Source organism: Pedobacter sp. (assembly GCF_039594775.1).
Lineage (GTDB): Bacteria > Bacteroidota > Bacteroidia > Sphingobacteriales > Sphingobacteriaceae > Pedobacter.
Window position 1 is genome coordinate 139,761 of sequence record NZ_JBCNMT010000009.1, and the last position, 19,456, is coordinate 159,216.

Annotated in this window: 17 protein-coding genes; 8 read left to right on the plus strand and 9 right to left on the minus strand. The window is 39.0% G+C overall.

The annotated features are described in order from the left end of the window. The first annotated feature begins 32 nt into the window (after positions 1–32). Both ABDV71_RS18090 and ABDV71_RS18095 read left to right on the plus strand, forming a co-directional pair. The gene (locus ABDV71_RS18090) at positions 33–425 is read left to right on the plus strand and encodes a group III truncated hemoglobin (protein WP_343535073.1); all 393 of its coding nucleotides are present in this window, start codon (positions 33–35) and stop codon (positions 423–425) included. Positions 426–481: 56 nt separating this feature from the next. After that, complete coding sequence (locus ABDV71_RS18095; RefSeq protein ID WP_343535075.1) at positions 482–922, plus strand: hypothetical protein; 441 nt, start codon at positions 482–484, stop codon at positions 920–922. A gap of 414 nt (positions 923–1,336) precedes the next feature. Here the strand turns inward: ABDV71_RS18095 and ABDV71_RS18100 are convergent, their stop codons facing one another. Further along, the gene (locus tag ABDV71_RS18100) at positions 1,337–1,993 is read right to left on the minus strand and encodes a LysE family transporter (RefSeq protein WP_343535076.1); all 657 of its coding nucleotides are present in this window, start codon (positions 1,991–1,993) and stop codon (positions 1,337–1,339) included. Positions 1,994–2,007: 14 nt separating this feature from the next. Then, the gene (gene uvrA, locus ABDV71_RS18105; protein WP_343535078.1) at positions 2,008–4,809 is read right to left on the minus strand and encodes an excinuclease ABC subunit UvrA; all 2,802 of its coding nucleotides are present in this window, start codon (positions 4,807–4,809) and stop codon (positions 2,008–2,010) included. A gap of 472 nt (positions 4,810–5,281) precedes the next feature. Here uvrA and ABDV71_RS18110 point away from each other — a divergent pair, with 472 nt between their 5' ends. The 3 genes from ABDV71_RS18110 to ABDV71_RS18120 all read left to right on the plus strand — a co-directional run bounded on the left by ABDV71_RS18110 (position 5,282) and on the right by ABDV71_RS18120 (position 7,500). Next, positions 5,282–5,869 carry a sigma-70 family RNA polymerase sigma factor gene (locus tag ABDV71_RS18110; protein ID WP_343535080.1) on the plus strand — a complete coding sequence of 196 codons (588 nt, stop codon included), beginning with the start codon at positions 5,282–5,284 and terminating at the stop codon, positions 5,867–5,869. Positions 5,870–6,046: 177 nt separating this feature from the next. Next, the gene (locus tag ABDV71_RS18115; protein WP_343535082.1) at positions 6,047–6,226 is read left to right on the plus strand and encodes a hypothetical protein; all 180 of its coding nucleotides are present in this window, start codon (positions 6,047–6,049) and stop codon (positions 6,224–6,226) included. Positions 6,227–6,342: 116 nt separating this feature from the next. Next, entirely contained in the window at positions 6,343–7,500 is a 1,158-nt protein-coding gene (locus ABDV71_RS18120; protein ID WP_343535084.1) for an MFS transporter, read from the plus strand. A gap of 58 nt (positions 7,501–7,558) precedes the next feature. On the opposite strand, the gene ABDV71_RS18125 is transcribed toward ABDV71_RS18120, so the two are convergent. Continuing rightward, complete coding sequence (locus ABDV71_RS18125; protein ID WP_343535086.1) at positions 7,559–8,047, minus strand: methionine-R-sulfoxide reductase; 489 nt, start codon at positions 8,045–8,047, stop codon at positions 7,559–7,561. A 152-nt stretch (positions 8,048–8,199) separates the two neighbouring features. Further along, positions 8,200–9,072 carry a succinate--CoA ligase subunit alpha gene (gene sucD, locus ABDV71_RS18130; RefSeq protein WP_113663783.1) on the minus strand — a complete coding sequence of 291 codons (873 nt, stop codon included), beginning with the start codon at positions 9,070–9,072 and terminating at the stop codon, positions 8,200–8,202. A gap of 155 nt (positions 9,073–9,227) precedes the next feature. Here sucD and ABDV71_RS18135 point away from each other — a divergent pair, with 155 nt between their 5' ends. Then, entirely contained in the window at positions 9,228–9,926 is a 699-nt protein-coding gene (locus ABDV71_RS18135; RefSeq protein WP_343535089.1) for an SMUG2 DNA glycosylase family protein, read from the plus strand. Positions 9,927–10,074: 148 nt separating this feature from the next. Continuing rightward, positions 10,075–10,776 (plus strand): 4'-phosphopantetheinyl transferase superfamily protein, encoded by a 702-nt coding sequence (locus ABDV71_RS18140; RefSeq protein WP_343535090.1) that lies wholly within the window; start codon positions 10,075–10,077, stop codon positions 10,774–10,776. 42 nt (positions 10,777–10,818) lie between these two features. Here the strand turns inward: ABDV71_RS18140 and dctA are convergent, their stop codons facing one another. Further along, a complete protein-coding gene (dctA, locus tag ABDV71_RS18145) occupies positions 10,819–12,102 on the minus strand; it encodes a C4-dicarboxylate transporter DctA (protein ID WP_343535091.1) in 1,284 nt (427 codons plus the stop codon). A 141-nt stretch (positions 12,103–12,243) separates the two neighbouring features. Between dctA and ABDV71_RS18150 the strand changes: the two genes are divergently transcribed. Beyond that, on the plus strand, positions 12,244–12,666 hold the full coding sequence (locus ABDV71_RS18150) for a hypothetical protein (RefSeq protein WP_343535092.1): 423 nt from the start codon (positions 12,244–12,246) through the stop codon (positions 12,664–12,666). A 2-nt stretch (positions 12,667–12,668) separates the two neighbouring features. Here ABDV71_RS18150 and ABDV71_RS18155 read toward each other — a convergent pair whose 3' ends face one another. The 4 genes from ABDV71_RS18155 to ABDV71_RS18170 are packed head-to-tail and all read right to left on the minus strand — an operon-like array spanning position 12,669 to position 19,364. Next, complete coding sequence (locus ABDV71_RS18155; RefSeq protein WP_343535093.1) at positions 12,669–13,514, minus strand: cyanophycinase; 846 nt, start codon at positions 13,512–13,514, stop codon at positions 12,669–12,671. Positions 13,515–13,516: 2 nt separating this feature from the next. After that, positions 13,517–14,605 carry a cyanophycinase gene (locus tag ABDV71_RS18160; RefSeq protein WP_343535094.1) on the minus strand — a complete coding sequence of 363 codons (1,089 nt, stop codon included), beginning with the start codon at positions 14,603–14,605 and terminating at the stop codon, positions 13,517–13,519. A gap of 50 nt (positions 14,606–14,655) precedes the next feature. Beyond that, the gene (locus ABDV71_RS18165; RefSeq protein ID WP_343535095.1) at positions 14,656–16,038 is read right to left on the minus strand and encodes a RagB/SusD family nutrient uptake outer membrane protein; all 1,383 of its coding nucleotides are present in this window, start codon (positions 16,036–16,038) and stop codon (positions 14,656–14,658) included. 11 nt (positions 16,039–16,049) lie between these two features. Beyond that, positions 16,050–19,364, minus strand: a complete 3,315-nt coding sequence (locus tag ABDV71_RS18170; protein ID WP_343535096.1) for a TonB-dependent receptor — start codon at positions 19,362–19,364, stop codon at positions 16,050–16,052. Positions 19,365–19,456 lie beyond the last annotated feature (92 nt).

Here is a 19,456-nt window from a genome sequence, read left to right on the forward strand (position 1 = left end):
AAGCCGTATCTTTGAATCAAGAAAAAATACAAATGGCAACGGCAGACATTAGCAACCTAGAAGACATCCAATTATTGGTGAATACATTTTATTCTCGAGTGCGAGAAAATGAGCTTTTGGGACCAATTTTCAATGATATTTTAAAGGATAGATGGACCGAGCATTTGGAAAAAATGGACCGTTTTTGGCAAACCATTTTACTCGAAGTTCCCACCTACTCTGGAAGCCCTTTTCCTCCGCATGCTAAATTACCTGTAAGCCAACTTCATTTCGACACTTGGCTAAAGCTTTGGCATGGTACGCTCGATGAATTTTTTGTAGGGGAAAAAGCGGACGAAGCGAAATGGCGAGGTAGTAGAATGGCAGAAATGTTTATGTTCAAAATCGATTATTACCGCAACAATAATGCAAAGCCTTTATTGTAATCAGTTTCCAATTTACATCCATTCAGTCTAAAATCTCGATATTATAATAGCCCAACATGAAATCAAAAGTAGAGCAACCTGTAGCACTCATTTGCACCTTTACTTGGATAGGTTTTATATGTGCCATTAGCTTTATGGAGGCATGGCTAAAGTTTAGGGCTCCCGGAGTTACTTTACCCATTGGTTTGGGCATAGGCCGATTGGTTTTCGCCGCTTTAAATAAAGTGGAATGGGTATTTGGCGTAACTATTTTAATCAGCAATATTAGTACCGTTAGAAAAATCAAATTTAGCCCGTTTTATATTTTAACTATGCTAATACTGATTTTACAAACCGTTTGGCTATTACCTGCACTGGATGCAAGAGCACAGCTTTATATGGAAGCGAAACCCGTCGCTCCCTCATCCCTGCATTTATATTTTGCCATTGCTGAGGGGATCAAATTTCTACTACTACTAATTTTTGGGATGAGGCTTTTTAAATTGGAAAAGGTATAGCTTAAGATTTCCACATCACCTCATAGGTTTAACTACTAATCAATTCCCAAATAAAACGTAAATACCTGCTTTTCTCTACTTTTTGGGGAGAAATCCCGTACAGCAGACAGATGGGATGTATCGAAAACGCTCTCACTCTTCCGATTTATCAGAACAGTTACTCCTCAAAAAACTAAACCTCGTAGGTTTTCGAAACCTTCGAGGTTTAAAAATAATCCCGACGTTGTAACTAAACCTGATGGCAGCGAATATCCTTTTTGTTTGTCACGCTGAGCCTGTCGAAGCGTTTTTGCCAAGAGATCCTTCGCTATGCTCATGATGACAGATAGGAAAGGTAGTTACGACAACAAAAAGATAATAGCGTACAGCAGGGCTACCACATCCGATGGAAGCGGCATTTACTTTTCAAAAATTTTACGACCAGTAAGCGATTAATTGTTTGACGATCAGATAAAGTGCCAAGCAGTAAAGAAAAATAGCGATACCTTTATTGATAAGGCGACTACTTAATGTAAATTTTTCTTGGATATATTTTGCGAAGTAGGCGTAACCATAAAGCGCTAACCCCGAACCAACACCTGAACCTATACTGAAAATCACCAAAGAAAGATAATCAATAGTAACCCACTCGTGAAGGATAATATAATTGCCAAAAAACAGCCAAAATGGGATTTGAACCGGATTGAGTACCCCTAAAACCAAACCATAGATTACGCTACCTCTTCTGCTCTCCTCCTTTTCTTTTGGTTGATGAACCTTGTCTCTATTTTTCCAAGCCAATGTCGCCATCACCAATAACAGGACAATCATAAAAACATCAACCAAAAAGCTGAGTTTAAAATGACCTACTTTAATAGCTTCAATATCTACATCACTAGAAACCCAGCGAGCAAAACGCATCATTCCAAAGGTGAAAAACACCTCTACGCAAGAAAAAGCGAGGATAAAGCCCCAAGCTTGGCGCATTCCCCTATTGATGGTCAATCGGGCTAAAGTAAGGTTAATGTTCCCTGGCGGAATATACCCCATCGCATTAAGAGCAACGCCAATTAGAAATTCGAGCAAAAGCATAGGTTACGAAGTTACTATTTAAGGTGTGTTTTTAAAAACTGTCCGGTGTAAGAGTTTTCGACATCAACCAAATCTTCTGGTTTGCCCTCAAAAACCACGTTCCCGCCTTTGTCACCTCCTTCTGGACCAATATCAATCACCCAATCGGCACTTTTAATCATATCCATATTGTGCTCAATTACAATTACGGTACTGCCCTGCTCTATCAAAGTATTTAATGCTTTTAATAATTTTTTAATATCGTGGAAATGCAATCCGGTAGTTGGCTCATCAAAAATAAAAACTGCCTTTTGCGCATTATTACCTTTAATAAGGAACGATGCCAACTTGATACGTTGTGCCTCACCTCCCGATAATGTATTTGATGATTGCCCCAAATGCACATAGCCCAAGCCTACTTCAACCAAAGGTTGCAGCTTAGCCATGATCTTTGTTTCTTTTGCAAAAAATGCCACGGCTTCATCAATGGTCATATCCAATACATCAGACACATTTTTGTCCTGATATGTTACATCCAATACCTGCTGCTTAAACCTTTTTCCGTTACAAGTTTCGCAAGGCAGGTAAATATCAGCCATAAACTGCATTTCTATCTTCACTTCACCCTCTCCTTGGCAAACATCACAACGACCTCCTTCTACGTTGAAAGAAAATGCAGAGGGCTTTAATCCTGCTGCTTTAGCCGAGGCCTGTGAAGAATACAGCGTCCGGATGTCGTCCCAAGCTTTCACGTAGGTTACCGGGTTGGAACGTGAAGATCTACCAATTGGATTTTGATCCACCATCTCAACTTGCTGTACCAGATCAATATTTCCAAAGATACCGTCATAAGAGCCTGTTTGCTCACCGGCATAATTACCAATAGCTTTTTGTAGGGCTGGGTATAAAATCCGTTTGACCAAACTTGTTTTTCCCGATCCCGAAACACCTGTTACGCAGGTAAAAACTCCCAATGGAAATTTTACGTTGATGTTTTTAAGATTATTTTCCCTGGCTCCTTTAATGAGAATATGGTCGTGCCAATTTCTACGTTTTTTAGGCACTTCAATATTTTCCTTCCCAGACAAATATTTCCCTGTTAATGATTTTTTATCTTTAATAATCTGATCGTAAGTACCACTGAATACCAAATTTCCACCCTGGGTACCAGCTTCTGGGCCAATATCGATCAAGTGGTCGGCAGCTTTCATCACTTCTTCTTCGTGCTCCACCACCAAAACGGTATTCCCCACATTTCTTAATGACTCGAGTACGCCAATCAATCGGTGTGTATCACGGGGATGCAGACCAATACTAGGTTCATCTAATACATACACCGAGCCTACCAAGCTACTGCCTAACGAAGTCGCCAAGTTAATACGTTGGCTTTCACCTCCCGAAAGGGTATTTGACAAACGGTTAAGGGTTAAGTATCCTAAACCAACATTATTGAGATATAAAATGCGACTGCTGATTTCCGAAAGCAAACGCTTAGAAATTTTTTGCTCATTGACAGTTAAATCTAAGGCATCAAAAAATGGCAGAATAGTAGAGAGTGGCATTAACACCAATTCTAAAATAGATTTATCTCCTATTTTTACATAAGAAGCGTCTTTACGCAAGCGTGTGCCTTTACAATCAGGACAAGTAGTTTTACCACGGTAACGCGATAACATAACTCGATACTGTATTTTATAGGTCTGTTCTTCCAGTTCTCTAAAGAATTCATCCAGGCCTCTAAAATATTTATTTCCGGTCCACAGCAATTGTTGCTGCGCTTCGGTAAGCTCACTGTAAGACCTATGAATAGGGAAATCGAACTTATCCGCATTTTTAACAAATTGCTTTAGCCAATCACCCATTTTTTCGCCACGCCAAGGGGCAATGGCATTATCATAAACGCTCTTACTTTTATCAGGAATCACCAAATCCTCATCAATGCCGATAATATTACCATAACCTTCGCATCGTTTACAAGCCCCATAAGGATTATTGAAACTGAAAAAGTTTGGTGTCGGCTCCTCAAACTTCATATCATCCAGTTCAAACCTATCACAAAAGAAGTTTTGTTTACCATTATGCTCTACATAGCAATCGCCCTTGCCTTCAAAAAAAGCAGTTTGTACCGAATCTGCAATACGGCTTAGGGTTTCATCGTCATGTGATACCACGATACGGTCGATTAAGATAAAAACCTGATCGTTTTCTTCCAACTCTCTATCCTGTACAGCATCGTCCCCTAAAACATCTTCAATCTTTTTAATAGCCCCCTGAAAGGAAACTCTCAAAAAGCCCTTTTGTAATAAAATGGCTAATTCCTCTTTGATTGTTCTTTTGTTTTGGGGATGTAGCGGACAAAAAATAGTCACAACTTCATCATCGGCCAATGCCGACACAAAATCAACAACGGTACTTACCGTATCTTTTTTTACTTCATTACCCGAAATTGGGGAATAGGTTCTACCAATTCGAGAATAAAGAAGCTTAAGGTAATCGTATATTTCTGTCGAAGTTCCAACGGTTGACCTAGGGTTTGAGGTAATTACTTTTTGCTCAATGGCAATAGCAGGTGCAATACCTTTAATGTAATCAACATCAGGTTTATTCATACGGCCCATAAATTGGCGTGCATAAGCTGACAAGCTTTCTACATATCTCCGTTGACCTTCGGCATACAGCGTATCGAAGGCCAATGATGACTTGCCTGAACCCGACATTCCTGTAATGACTACAAATTTGTTTTTGGGAATGGCTACGTCAATATTTTTTAAATTGTGCACCCTAGCCCCTTTAATAAGAATATGTTGATGTGGATCTTTCTCTAGTTCCTTGCTCATGAATTACCTCGTCGCTGTAATTTACAAAGATAACTTATTAAGTTGAAAATTATGAGCCGAAAGTCTAAAGTAACTATCCAAACAAGTGGTAAAATTAAGCCATATTCTTGTTGTTTTCTTTGCTTATTTAACTCCAAACTGCGCTAATGAGTGCTTATGTAATCCGATGGCCAAATCATTAATTTACAATTGGTATAGAATTTGACAGAATAAAGAAAATCTATTAGACGCATTTAAACGAGACAAATGAATTTGACCATTGGCAAGGAGCATGAGATTTCAATGTTTATTCGGTGTTTTTACAACTTTTAACAATTTAATTCTTTGAATCTCGCAAAAAAATGTTTCTTTTGAAATTGTAACACATTAATATTCATTATTCACCAACAAAAAATTAAAGGAGAAAAACTATAGATTAAAACTTTTACGTGTTTATTATTTAATAAAGATGGGTTTAATCAAACACACTCCTATGAGGTTACAACAGGTTAGTGATCAGGATTTGGTGAAGTTATATATCGGTGGTGACGAAGCCGTTATTGAAGAGCTTCTGCGTAGGCACAAATCCAAAATTTTCACCTCTATTTACTTATTGGTAAAAGATCAATATTTGGCAGAAGACATATTCCAAGATGCTTTTATCAAGGTAATCAATACGCTGCGATCTGGTCGTTACAACGAAGAAGGCAAGTTTTTACCTTGGGTAATGCGTATTGCCCACAATTTAGTAATCGATTATTTCCGAAAAGAAAAGCGCACGCCTACAATTACCAGTTCAGATGGTACAGATGTACTCAATCTTATCCAAATTCATGAAGAAAGTGCTGAGGAGCGCATGTTAAGAGAGCAAACGCATACCGACTTGCGCAAAATGATCCATCATTTGCCCGATGAGCAAAAAGAAGTACTGATCATGCGCCACTATGCGGATTTGAGCTTTAAGGAGATTGCTGAGCTTACCGATGTAAGCATTAATACTGCATTGGGACGCATGCGCTACGCATTGAGTAATTTGCGCAAAATGATGAACATTAAAGAGGTGAGTATCAGCAAGGGCTAAGTAACAATAATGTTGCGGAATGATTTTAGACAGGCAAGCTCCTCTATTACCATTTTAACAAAGGTTTAGCTCCATTTTAATAAACACTTCTAAACTATTTTGATTTTAATACCATAACTGTAAAATAAAGGTTGTTAGTCGGCGTTTAATTTCTAAACAAAAGATATATAAATGCGTATGACAAAAACCTTTACTCCAACTCGATTTAAAAACCTATCAAAACCCTCAACCTTAGAACAAGACGACAACCCTGACCAAAAATTATACGAGGCCATTAAACCTAAATTAGATGAGCTGTACAGAGAACCGTCAGAGGAAACGATAGCTAAGATTTTAAAATACGCTAAAAAGCGTTAGTACAAAGGCCGGCAAATGCTGGCCTTTTTTTATAGGTACAACAATTAACTCCTAGCTGACAAAAACCTACCATAAAAACGGCTACCTTTGCTTAGTGTAAATAAAACACTAAGTAGATGCTATTGAACAAAAAACTCATTCCCCTTACATTTGGTGGTTTAGGAATAGGCATTACAGAGTTTGTAATGATGGGGCTACTGCCCGATATTGCCAAAGATCTTTCTATTACTATTCCGGAAGCAGGCCATTTAATTTCGGCCTATGCCTTAGGGGTAGTAATTGGCGCGCCTTTATTGGCCATTATTGCAGGCAAATACCCACCTAAATATATTTTAATTGCATTAATGGGATTATTTACGGTTTTTAATGCGCTATCTGCTTTTGCACCTAGTTATACAACACTGTTCATCGCCAGATTATTTTCTGGCTTACCACATGGCGCTTTTTTTGGTGTGGGTTCTGTAGTAGCCAGCCGCATTGCTCCTAAAGGAAAGGAAGCTCAAGCTGTTTCATTAATGTTTGCGGGGCTTACCATAGCCAATTTGTTCGGTGTTCCATTGGGCACTTATATCGGCCATAACTTTTCATGGCGATACTCTTTTGCTATTGTTGCTATAGTGGGCATCATCACTTTGTTTAGTCTTAAATATTGGTTGCCCTATTTACCTGCAGTTAAAAACCGTGACATCAAAAGCGAACTTAGCTTTTTTGCCAAGCGTGAAGCTTGGATCATTATCTTGATGATTTCTATAGGCACTGGTGGTTTGTTTTGCTGGATCAGCTATATTGCGCCGTTGATGACCGAAGTTGCCGGCTATGCAGAAAGCAGTGTAACCTATATTTTGATGTTGGCTGGGTTGGGCATGTTGTTGGGCAATTTTGCTGGTGGCTATTTGGCCGATAGGTTTTCACCTGCGAAGGCCTGCGTAGCACTACTACTTGCTATGTGCACCATTTTAGTGATTGTTTTCTTTGTTTCCTCTAACCCAACCTTAGCATTAATTACTACTTTTTTAACTGGTGCCATCGCCTTTGCCTGTGCAGCACCAATTCAAATGTTGATGATCAAAACTGCAAAAGGTTCAGAAATGATTGCAGCTTCAGCCAGTCAAGCAAGTTTTAACATAGGCAATGCTTTAGGTGCACTATTTGGCGGTTTTCCACTAGTTTATGGCCTAAGCTACAATTACCCTTCGCTAGTTGGTGCGGCCATGGCATTAAGTGGATCATTTTTTGCCTATTGGTTGATCAGAAGGTTTAGAAATGTAAAATGAGTGAATGAATGAGAGAATGGCAAATCATCATTCACTCATTCAAAATTTAATCATTCGTTCATTCTTTTTTATCAGGCACAAAAGTCATGGAAACAGAGTTTACGCAATGGCGAGTGTTTTTGGCCGTTAAAAATTCACCCACAAATACATGTCCTAAATGTGCATCACAATTGGCGCATACAATTTCGGTGCGTTGTCCATCAGCATCAGGAATGCGTTTTACGGCGCCTTTAATTTCATCATCAAATGCTGGCCAACCACAGTGTGCATCAAATTTCGAATCTGATTTGTACAATGGTGCGTTACATCTTTTGCAGATATAAGTTCCCTTTTCAAAAAACTGGTCGTATTTGCCCGTTCCCGGATATTCAGTGCCTTTATTTACAATTATTCTCTCTTCTTCGGGTGTTAACTTATTCCATTCCATTTTCTTAGTAGTTTTTGATGGGGTTTCCTTTTTTTCTTCCTTTTGTTGGGCACAAGCCACAAAACCTGTGCTCAATGCAAGTAAGCCAATTAGTGTGATACGGTTAAAAATTGATTTCATGGCTGTTTATATTTGTTATTGGCTTATGCCCTTAAACAAAAATAAGCATTAATCGTTTGTTGATTTTCATAGCGAAGTAAGTTTTACGCTGCTGATAAAAAGAAAAAGCGCCCCAAAAATTGGGACGCCTTTAAAAAATATATTTGTCGAGACTATTTTTTCAACAATGCAGCCATTGCAGCACCAATTTCTGCAGGACTTTCTACTACAGTGATACCACACTCACGCATGATTTTCATTTTAGCAGCGGCAGTGTCATCAGCACCACCAACAATAGCACCAGCGTGTCCCATTCTACGCCCTGCAGGAGCAGTTTGACCAGCGATGAAACCTACTACTGGTTTAGTACCGTTTTCTTTAATCCAACGGGCAGCTTCTGCTTCCATGCCACCACCAATTTCACCAATCATGATAATACCTTCAGTTTCCGGATCGTTCATCAATAATTCAACCGCTTCTTTTGTAGGCGTACCAATAATTGGGTCTCCACCAATACCGATAGCTGTAGTGATACCTAAACCAGCTTTAACTACTTGGTCAACTGCCTCATAAGTTAAAGTACCAGATTTAGAAACAACGCCAACATTACCTTTTTTGAAGATAAAGCCTGGCATAATACCAATTTTAGCTTCATCAGCAGTAATTACACCTGGACAGTTAGGGCCAATTAAACGAGAATCTTTATCAGAAAGGTAAGATTTTACCGCAATCATGTCTTTAGTTGGAATACCTTCAGTGATACAAACAATCACTTTAATACCAGCTTCAGCAGCTTCCATAATCGCATCAGCAGCAAATGGAGGAGGTACAAAAATAATAGATACATCAGCGCCAGCTTTATCAACCGCATCTTTAACTGTGTTAAAAACAGGTCTGCCTAAATGTTCCTGACCGCCCTTGCCTGGGGTTACCCCACCAACAACGTTTGTACCGTAAGCTATCATTTGCTCAGCATGGTAAGTACCTTCGTTTCCGGTAAAACCCTGAACAATTACTTTAGAATCTTTATTTACTAAAACACTCATTGTATCTATTTTTTTGTGCAAACTTAAGTTAAATGCTACGGAATGTCAACTCTAAAAAGTATATTATTTCATATCTAGTTATTTCTTTACAAATCATACAGGTATGATATTGATATCTGACGAAAAACGATTTATTTTTAGGCACTATTTCTTTCATGAAAAAAACTTTTGCAGACCAGGTTATCGATTTCAACCGTCACCTACATTACGATGGCAAATTACCTGATGATTTTCAGGTGATGAATCCCTATATGGACAATCCTGAGACCATGGTTGTGATGCAACAGTTTTACTACAAATATTACGATGATTTTGCCCAAAGAAAATTTATAATAGGCATCAACCCAAGTCGTCATGGTGCAGGAGTAACAGGAGTTCCGTTCACAGACACTAAACGATTGGAAAGTGTTTGTGGAATCAAAATGCAGTCGGCCCATACGCACGAAATTTCTTCGGTATTTATGTACGACATGATTGAAGCTTATGGAGGAGCTACATCCTTTTATCAAAATTTCTACATCAACTCCCCATTTCCTTTGGCCATTATCCGCAAGGCGAAAGATGGCAAATGGCTTAATGCTAATTACTACGATGACCCCAAGCTGTTCGATATAGTGAAAGACTTTATGATTTCCTCTCTAAAAAAGCATATCAGCCTGGGCTTAGACACTTCCGAAGTTTTTATCTTAGGCAAGAAAAATGCCGATTTCATCCAAAAAATCAATCGAAAAGAAAAGTTATTTGAAAAATTAACCATATTAGAACATCCACGATTTATTCAACAATACAAATCGAGAGAAAAGCAGCTATATATCAATAAATATTTGCTGTTTTTAAAAGATAAAACCGACTAAATACTATCCCCGCTTCATTTCAACGCTAATTAGCGAACGTAAAAAAGATATTTTGTAAAATTCCCACAACAAATTCTCCCGAAAAAGAAATTTAACGATATTTACTCATAAGTTCTTGAGCTAAGACTAACTTATAAAAACATTAAAAATGATAGATACGCTGCTGAGCTACGATTATGCTTGGAAATCTTATTCCACTGGACAATCGCTAGATACAGACAAAACCCACGTTTTCAAGATTGACATCAATAATCACTTTCAAAAAATCAAGAAAGAACTAGCAGATGTACTTTCTGAACGCGAACAGGAAAAAGCCAGCAGAATGTTTACCCAAAAGGACAAAGAACGTTATGTGGTTAGCAAATTCTGTCTACGTAGTATCTTATCTCTCTGTCTAAACACAAGTCCTCAAGAAATTGAATTCATTTTCCACGAATTCAGGAAGCCAACGGTTAAAGGGATAGAATTTAACATTAGTCATACTGGCGATTATGTGCTGATTGCCATTAGTCCAAAAGCTGTAGGTATTGATATTGAATTTTTAAACGAAGAGTTCGATTTCAAATCGATTTTAGACATTACTTTTTCTAAAAATGAAATTGCTTTCATAGGAGAGAAACGGGTAGACGCTAAAAACTTTTATGTGATGTGGACCAGAAAAGAAGCTTTGCTAAAGGCCAGCGGTGAAGGGGTAAGCGATAATCTTCATTTAATAGAATGCTTGGGTGAACAGCTTCGCTGGGACGAAGAGATTTTTAAAATGCGAACCTTCACCATTGGCGAAAATTATGTGGCTAGCATTGCCACGGCTTTAGATCAAAAGGAACTGATATTATGGAATTGGGTTTAGCTCATCGACCAAATCAACTTGCCAAACCCAATTATCGCTTGATTATTCTTTCATAATATTCTCTTCTTCGGCCATTTCAATAGCTGCCGGACTGGTTGCTTTGAGGTATTTTACCTCATCAAATTCATTTTCACTTTTGGCAATCACTATGGAAGCAATACCATTTCCAATCATGTTCGTAATGGCTCTGGCCTCGCTCATAAACCTATCCACTCCAAGTAAAATAGCAATATGTTCTACCGGCATAATTTTTAAGGCCGTAAGTGTACTAGCCAATACAATAAAACCACTTCCTGTAACCCCTGCGGCTCCTTTACTGGTTACCATAAGCACCATCATGATAGAAACCTGTTCGCCAATGCTTAAATCAATTTTAAACACCTGAGTCAAAAAAATCACTGCCATCGCCAAATAAATAGAAGTTCCATCAAGGTTAAAGGAATATCCCGTTGGAATAACCAAACCTACTACGGATTTGTTACAGCCAATATCTTCCATTTTCTTCATCATACTTGGCAACACTGATTCCGAGGATGAGGTACCCAGTACGATCAAAATTTCCTGGCGGATAAACTTCAGGTATTTCCATAAGCTGAATTTATAGTAACGGCAAATAGCATTAAGCACCACAAAAATAAACAAGAAACAGGTTAAATATACCGCTCCCATCAATTTCGCCATTGGCAATAGGGTATGCAAACCAAACTTGCCCACGCTGTATGCCATTCCACCAAAAGCGCCTAACGGTGCCAAACGCATGATCACTTTCATCATGTTAAATAACACTTTGGCTATTTTATCAAAAGTGATTAATAACGATTGTCCAGTTTGCCCCATTTTGCTTAGTCCGTAACCAAACAAAATGGCGAACACAAGTATTTGTAAAATCTCGCCTTTTGAAAAGGCTTCGAAGATATTCTTAGGAAAGATATGCGCAATAAATTCTAACCAGTTGATAGAGCCCGCCTGCTTGGCATAGGCATCCATTTTGGCCACATCGCCAGCAGGCACTTCTACCCCTACTCCCGGCTTCAATACGTTGGCCACAACCAAACCAATTACAATAGCAATGGTGGTTACAATTTCAAAATAAAGCAGCGCTTTACCTCCAACAATCCCTACTTTTTTCATATCGCCCATATGGGCAATACCAAGCACAATGGTGAAAAAGATGATGGGAGCGATCAGCATACTGATCATGTTTATAAAACTCTTACTGATGAGTTCGGCATGCGGGGCAAAACCTGGATAGACTACGCCCACTAAGATACCTAACGAAATGGCCACAAGGACCTGAAAAGTTAGGTTGGAAACAATTTTCTTCATGTTTAGTATCGGTTTGAAGCTGGAAAGATAATAACATATTTCGAATATGTATCAATACTCCTTTATCCATTTAATGCGCTCTATTACCCCCAATTAAAAACTTTAGTTTTTGTATATTTGCTATAAAATACACAAATGGCGATGCGTAAACTAAAGTTTGTTTTAATGGGTTTGCTTACAGTTGGAGCAATAGGTTATGCCTGTAAAAAGGAACCCGTAGACAGTAAACTTTTTGTAGAGCGCTATCTTCAAGGAAATTGGCCATTGAGGGCGGAAATCAAAAGCACGATTACAAACGATACTTCGGGTCGTAGAGACACGACTACTTTTACGCCTGCAGATACTACTTCATTTACCAGCGACTTCAGATTTATCAGAAGAGGAACCTCCGTAAATTTTGCAGTTGATTCAACTGGCGAAAACATCAAATTCTCTTCCACCCCAGACAGCACTTGGCATATCGAATACTTAAGAACGGGCTACTTTAAACTAGTTTATACCCGAAAAGAAAAGGTTGGCTCTAACGAAATTTCGCACGTGATTGAAAGAGATTTCAGAAAGTAAGCTTACGGTTTTATCTCAAACACATCTCCGTGGGCAAACAAGCCAAATTGAATATTTGTGCTTTTAATTAAACCGGTAGATGTAGTGGCTAATTTTTCAGGCTTGGCCATTCTCACCACTTGACTATCCCCTGTAACCCTTGCCTTGTTACCTTGTATTACAATAGCTGTACTTTCATCTATCCCAACCATTACCATTTCAGGGTGAAGTGCTAACGCAGACAACAACCTGTTATATCTATTCCTTTTAATAAAATGTTGATCAACAACAGTATGGGTCAAAAGGCCTAAACCTTCAGCTAGTTCTATATTTTTATCTAAAAGCTGATTAAAGGTCTCTTTATAATCCTTTACTAAAAGTTGCTTTCCAGTAATCATGTACTTGCTCATTACCGCTGCACCTGCACTAGTTCCAGCAATAGTGGCACCTTTTTGATAGGCTTGATGTATCGCTTGATAAATAGGTGTATTTAAAACTGATTTCATGAACCTATTTTGGTCACCGCCTAATATGTAAATCAGCTTTGCATTTTGTAAAGAATCAACCCATCCCTTTTGTCCTATTCCAAACTTGGCAAAATCAAAGTTCCTCACTTTTGCCTGGGTATGTTTTTTGATTTGAAGATCAATATACTTAAAACCGGTATCTGGCTCCTCGCTGGCCATTGGCAACACAACCACATAATCCGTTGGTTTTAAACCCGAAGTAGTCACCAGGTCTTTAATCAATGCATCAGACCTACTTCCACCGCCTATAATAAATAATTTTCCTTTTGCTTGCTGAGCCTTTAATGGGCCTGATGCGAAAACCAACAAAATGAGCAAACCAGCTATATTTTTCAATTTCATGCTTATTGTGCTTTTTTAACTACTACACCATTATTTATTGACCACCAAAAACGGTTGCCATCTTTAGCTGAACTGATATTGAAAGTGGCCACATTGAACTCGCCATTACCATTTTCCTTACCCATGATTTCGTAAACATCAAGTGCTTTTTCTTGATGGCTCCAAGTCACCTTGGTGTTCGCGGTAAAAATTTCCGGCTGCTTATTTTTATCGGCAACGATAAAATAAGCATAGCTGTAAGGTCTCGTGGCCGAATAATCTGCGTGGACTTTTGCCAAACCATTTTCATCAATACATACGGCCACACGCTCATCAACGGCTATTGCCTTTGCTTCAATGTTCCAGTCTTTTAAAATTCTCCCTAAAAATACAAGGGACCGACCTTCTCTGTTTCTAGCTAAATAATGCTGATCGGTAATGACGTGCTCCAAAAAAGGGGCTTCCAAAAAATCCTTTTTATAAAGCGTAACGTTAGCATTGTAAGGATTCTCCAAAGCTTCCACTGAAGTTACTCCTCCAGTTTCACCGCTATAGTAAAACCCACCAAGAATAGCACAGCCTGCACTTGTTCCTCCAACTGGTGCTTTTTTCTCTTTTAACAAATAATTCAGGGCTTGATCTACTTTAGTGCCTTTCCAATACCTCATATAGTCTGATTGATCACCGCCAGCAATAAATACCATCTCTGCATTTCGAATGATATAGGCTACCGTATCATTATTGGCCAGTTCCCTGCTATTGATCAACAATGTTTCGACAGAATTGAGGCTACCGAGTCCATTGATATAGCTATTATAGGCATCCGTTCCGGACGCCCTGATCACCACCGCATCACCTCCACCACTTTTGCCAATCATCCATTTAAATGCCGAAGCAACATCAGTACTGCCACCCATCAATACTAAACCACCTGTAGTACTTTTCACGGTGTTTGCGGTATCGCCAATAATGCCTATGGATGCTGGTCTACGTTTAACGGTTTGACCTCCGCCGTTTAGACCTGGATTGGTAGCCGTTGGATTGTCTGCAGATTTCCCACAGCCGTACGCGACACTGTTAAGAATGAATAACACGAGTAGTAAATACCTCATTTTATAAAAAACTTAAATCCCGAAGCACTCGAAAGCGCTTCGGGATTAGATTAATAATTTGGATTTTGTTTGGTGTTTTTATTGATTTGGATTTCTGTCAAAGGAATTGGAAAAGTATATTGTGCAGCAGTTACTGGTAACAATACCGCTCCAGAAGCATTAGCCGCATCGGCGGCTAAACGTTGCACAGGTAGGTTTCTTCTTCTTAAGTCGTAAAAACGATGGCCCTCAAAAGCCAACTCCTTATATCTTTCTAACAGAATAGCATCAACCAACGCAGGCTTATCAGCAAAACTGGCATTTACGTAATTGTTAATTCTTGCCGCCCTCAAAGTATTGATGTCTCCAGCAGCATCTCCAGTAGATTCGGCTCTTGCTTCAGCTCTGATGAGGTACATCTCCCCGGTTCTAAACATTTTTAAATCAACCAAGCCTGGCGCTGAACTTGTTCCTCCAATATATTTGTTCACCAGATACTGTGATTTGGTCCCAGTTCTAGTTGCATCAAATTTGATATAGGCCGTATAACGCAAATCATTAACCGCGTCGAAAGTATTGATTAGCTTAGCTGCAGGGGCATAAAGCACAATGCCCCCCGTTTGCCTGTAATAGAAATCCCCTAGGCGCGAATTTGTAGTTCCAACTCTCTTTGCTTTCCAAATCACCTCACTGTCATTGGCATCAGTCCATAATCCTGGAAACTGAGCTTTTGTGGCCAATGGAGAGGCATTGATTACTTCGGTAGCATACGTAATGGCATCTGCCCAATTTTTCTCATATAATGCCGCTCTAGCCTGTATGGCCGAAATGGCCGTTTTGGTGATTCTGGTTTTATCCGTAAAAGAAGCAGGCATTAGATTTTTTGCGTCGCTTAAATCATTTTTGATTTCAGCAATCACCTGTTCAAAGCTTAACCTTGCAGGGTAAGCAATTTCCGAAGTTTTCATGTAAGGAATGCCCATAGCTCCATTTTCATATTTCGATGCGTAATTTCGCAGCAATTCAAAATGGAAAAAAGCCCTCAATCCAAGTAATTCTGCTCTATATCTATTCGCCAAGGCAGTTTCTGATGTCGAAAAACTGATGGTATTTAAACCCGCAAGTGCTCGGTTCACACGATCAATTCCCCTAAAGTAATCATAGTATAAATTGGTAACCGATCCATAACTTGGGTCATAAAGCCATCTAAAGGCATCGCTATTTCCTACTGTATTTTCTACAGGGAAAGTAGCCTCATCAGATACTGTTGAGACGATGCTCATCGGGGTATAGTCTACAGCGGCATAAGCCCCAAGGAGCCCCATGTTAATATCATTAAGGTTACGATAAGCCTTGTCGGGCGAAATGGTATCTGTAGGTGACAAATCTAGTTTGGCACATGAAGATGTTAAAATCAACACTGCGCATATGATGGTATAAAATATATTTTTCATCTTCAGTATCATTAAAAATTAACATTAAGACCAGCAGTGTAGGTTCTCGTATTTGGATACTGGAATCTACCATAAACTGCATTATTTTCTGGATCTAAGCCTCTCCAGCTAGTCCATGTCAATAGATTTTGCCCCTGCACAAATACCTTAACACCTTTAATAAATCCAATTTTTGTTAAAGCTTTAGCTGGTACACTATAAGCAAGATTAACATTTCTCAATCTTAAAAATGATGCATCCTGTATATCTTTTGAGGTGAAGTTTCTCGGAATATCAAACCTTTGCAAGGTAGCCACATCGCCCGGTTTCTTCCATCTATCTTCTAACATTCTAACCGATTGGTTACTCGTAGCGTAACGTTGATTTTCGTTATAAAAATCCTCGTTGTTCCAGCGTTTCACGTTGGATACAAAAGAGAACAATGCCGATAACGAAAAGCCTTTATAGCTTAATGCGGTATTGAAGCCACCCGTAAAAGTTGGGTACAAACTACCTGAGTTGGTGGCATTTTGCAATGCGGCATTATAAGTGGTGGTAATCGTTCCGTCAGGATTATAATATTGGGCTTCTCCCGTTTGCGGATTCACACCCGCCCAATTTGGCGCATAATAAGTTCCTATTGGATACCCAACTTTAAAAACCCTGGTATCTCCATCAGGCAGCTGATTAGACAATGGTGTTAAATAAAGTATTTTGTTTTTGTTATATCCTGCGTTTACGCCCAAGCTCCAAGTAAAATCTTTATTCCTGATGATATCGCCATTTAATTCAAACTCTATCCCTCTATTTCGCATCTTACCTGTACTTATTGGCAAGGTACCTCCTACCCCTGCCCCTACAACAGCTGACACCGGTTGGTCAAAAAACATATTGTAGGTTTTGCGATTATAATAATCCACTACCAATCTTAATCTTTTGGATTTAAAGAGGTCCAGATCAAAACCAAGGTTAAACTCATCTACATATTCCCAATCGTAATCTGCGTTACCTAAATTATTGGGAATAATACCTGTAAGCGCACTATAGCTAGCACCACTTAAAAACGTAGGCAAGTAAGTAAAATCTCCAGTAAACTGACTAGCTGTTTTACCATAACTGGTTCTAAATTTCAAATCAGAGATTAAGCTTACATCTTTTAAGAAATCTTCTGCCTTAGCATTCCAGCTAGCACCTACAGAATAAAAGCCTTTCCACTTATTTTGAGGAGCAACCTTGGTTGAACCATCATAACGATAACTTGCATTCACGGTGTATTTGTTGTCGTAAGTATATCTAGCCACCCCAATAATAGAGGCCAGGGCACTTTTAGTTTTACTCCCTAAAATGCCAGGCAAGAACGTGGCACTTGAAGTTACACCTGCAGGTGTTTCCGGTAAACGACCATCGATACCGTAAGCGTTGAAACCAAAAGAATTGTAATTATTATAAATGTACTCATAGTATCCAGCCACTTCAAAATCGTGCACTTTCGAAAACACTTTATTGAAAGTTATACCTGAGGTAGATACAATATTGAAGTTCCTTCTGCTCATATCGCTCAACCTGCCCTTGCCACCCAATGTATTGGTAACGCTTCTTGAACCGTAGTAGGAATCTGGATTGATGAAAACTTGGTCTGTAGAATTACGATAATCGATACCCGCACGTGTGGTAATTTTTAAGCTGGGCAATATTTGATAAGCAAATGAAGTACTAATGATTGATTTTAGCTGTTCAGTTTTATCAGAGGAATTAAACAATCGTTCCAAACCTTGGCTTCCTTCACGTTGATCCAGAATGTTATATTGAGATTTATTTCCCTGATGAATCAGCGTTCCATCTGGTGCATAAGGATATTCATAAGGCAAAGCATAATAAACAGAAGCCATTGCTGTACCTGCTCCCGTTCCTCCTTCACCTTCGGTAAAACTAGATTGCGAATAACCTAGGGAGATATTAACATTTCCAGAGAATTTACCATCATTGAAATCGAGGTTACTGCGCAAAGCGTACCTATCTAAGCCTGTACGTTTAGCAACTCCCTCTTGCTTGTAATAATTTAAAGAGTTGTAATAGCGCATTTTTTCATTACCTCCGCTAATACCCACTTGTTGTTCCTGAAATTTACCAGTTTGGAAAAACTGGTCTCTCCAATCTACATTGATTTTGCTTAGACTATCCAAAATAAAATCAGCCCTAGCACGTGATGCCGCAGTACCCGCAGCATAGGTAGGATTTTTAGGAGAATAAGTCCAACCTGGCCCCAAAGTCCTTCCAAATGCCACCCCAATTTCTTCTTCAAATTGAAGACGTTGAGCGGTGTTCATCATTTCGAAATTAGGACGGCTCAGGTTAGAAAAACCATATTGCGAATTATAATTGATAGATAAACGACCTGCCTTTCCTTTTTTGGTAGTTAACAAAATAACCCCACTAGAACCTCTTGATCCATAAAGTGCTTTTGCAGAAGCGTCTTTTAAAACGGTTGCACTCTCAATATCTTCGGGGTTTATTGTTTGGAAATAATTGCCTTCAATGGGCACTCCATCCAATATATATAATGGCGTAGTAGTACCACTCACGCTACCAATCCCCCTAATTACCACCGAAGCACTATTACCTGGTTGTCCAGAAGTGGATATTACACTCATTCCCGGCACCCTTCCTTGTAAGATTTGGTCTATCGTTAGGCCAGGAACTTGGTTAATTTTATCGGCACTAACAGTTGATAACGCCGTGGCTGATTGCGACCTAGAATAATTGGTGTAGCCTGTAATTACCACATCGCTTAAAGTATTTAAAGAAGCCACTAACTTTACATCAATTTGAGTGCTTGCTTTAATTTCTCGATCGGCATATCCAATATATGAAATCACCAATATGGCGCCTTCTTCTATATTTTTAAGTGAAAATCGCCCGTTCACATCTGTAATAGTAACCACGGATGTTCCCTTCACCTTTACTGAAGCACCAATTAAAGGCAAATTATTTTCGTCTCTTACCACACCATTCACCTCAATATTGACAAAATTTGCAGCAGCTATTGGTTTGATCAGGATGGTATTTTCCTTGATTTCAAAACTAAAGGGCTGGGTTTGCAGCGCTAAAGTTAACACATCTTTCACTTCGGCTTCCTTAACGGATAAACTAATAGGCTTAGATTTTTGCTGCAACAAATCAAGATCATAGAGAAAGAAATAGCCTGTTTGCCTTTTAATTTCTTTGATCAGCTGCTCCAGAGAAATGTTTCTCTTAGAAATGGTTACTTTCTGCGAAAACGCTGAAGCATTTAACTGCAAGCAAAAGACAGCGATTAGAATCACCGTCAGTTTTGCTGTTTTCATCATTTTTTTCCGCACAGTTTTACCTGCATCGCAAGACAAGGGCTTTTGCCTTGCTTGGGGGCTACGGTTTGTTAAGTAGAATTTCAACATTAGTT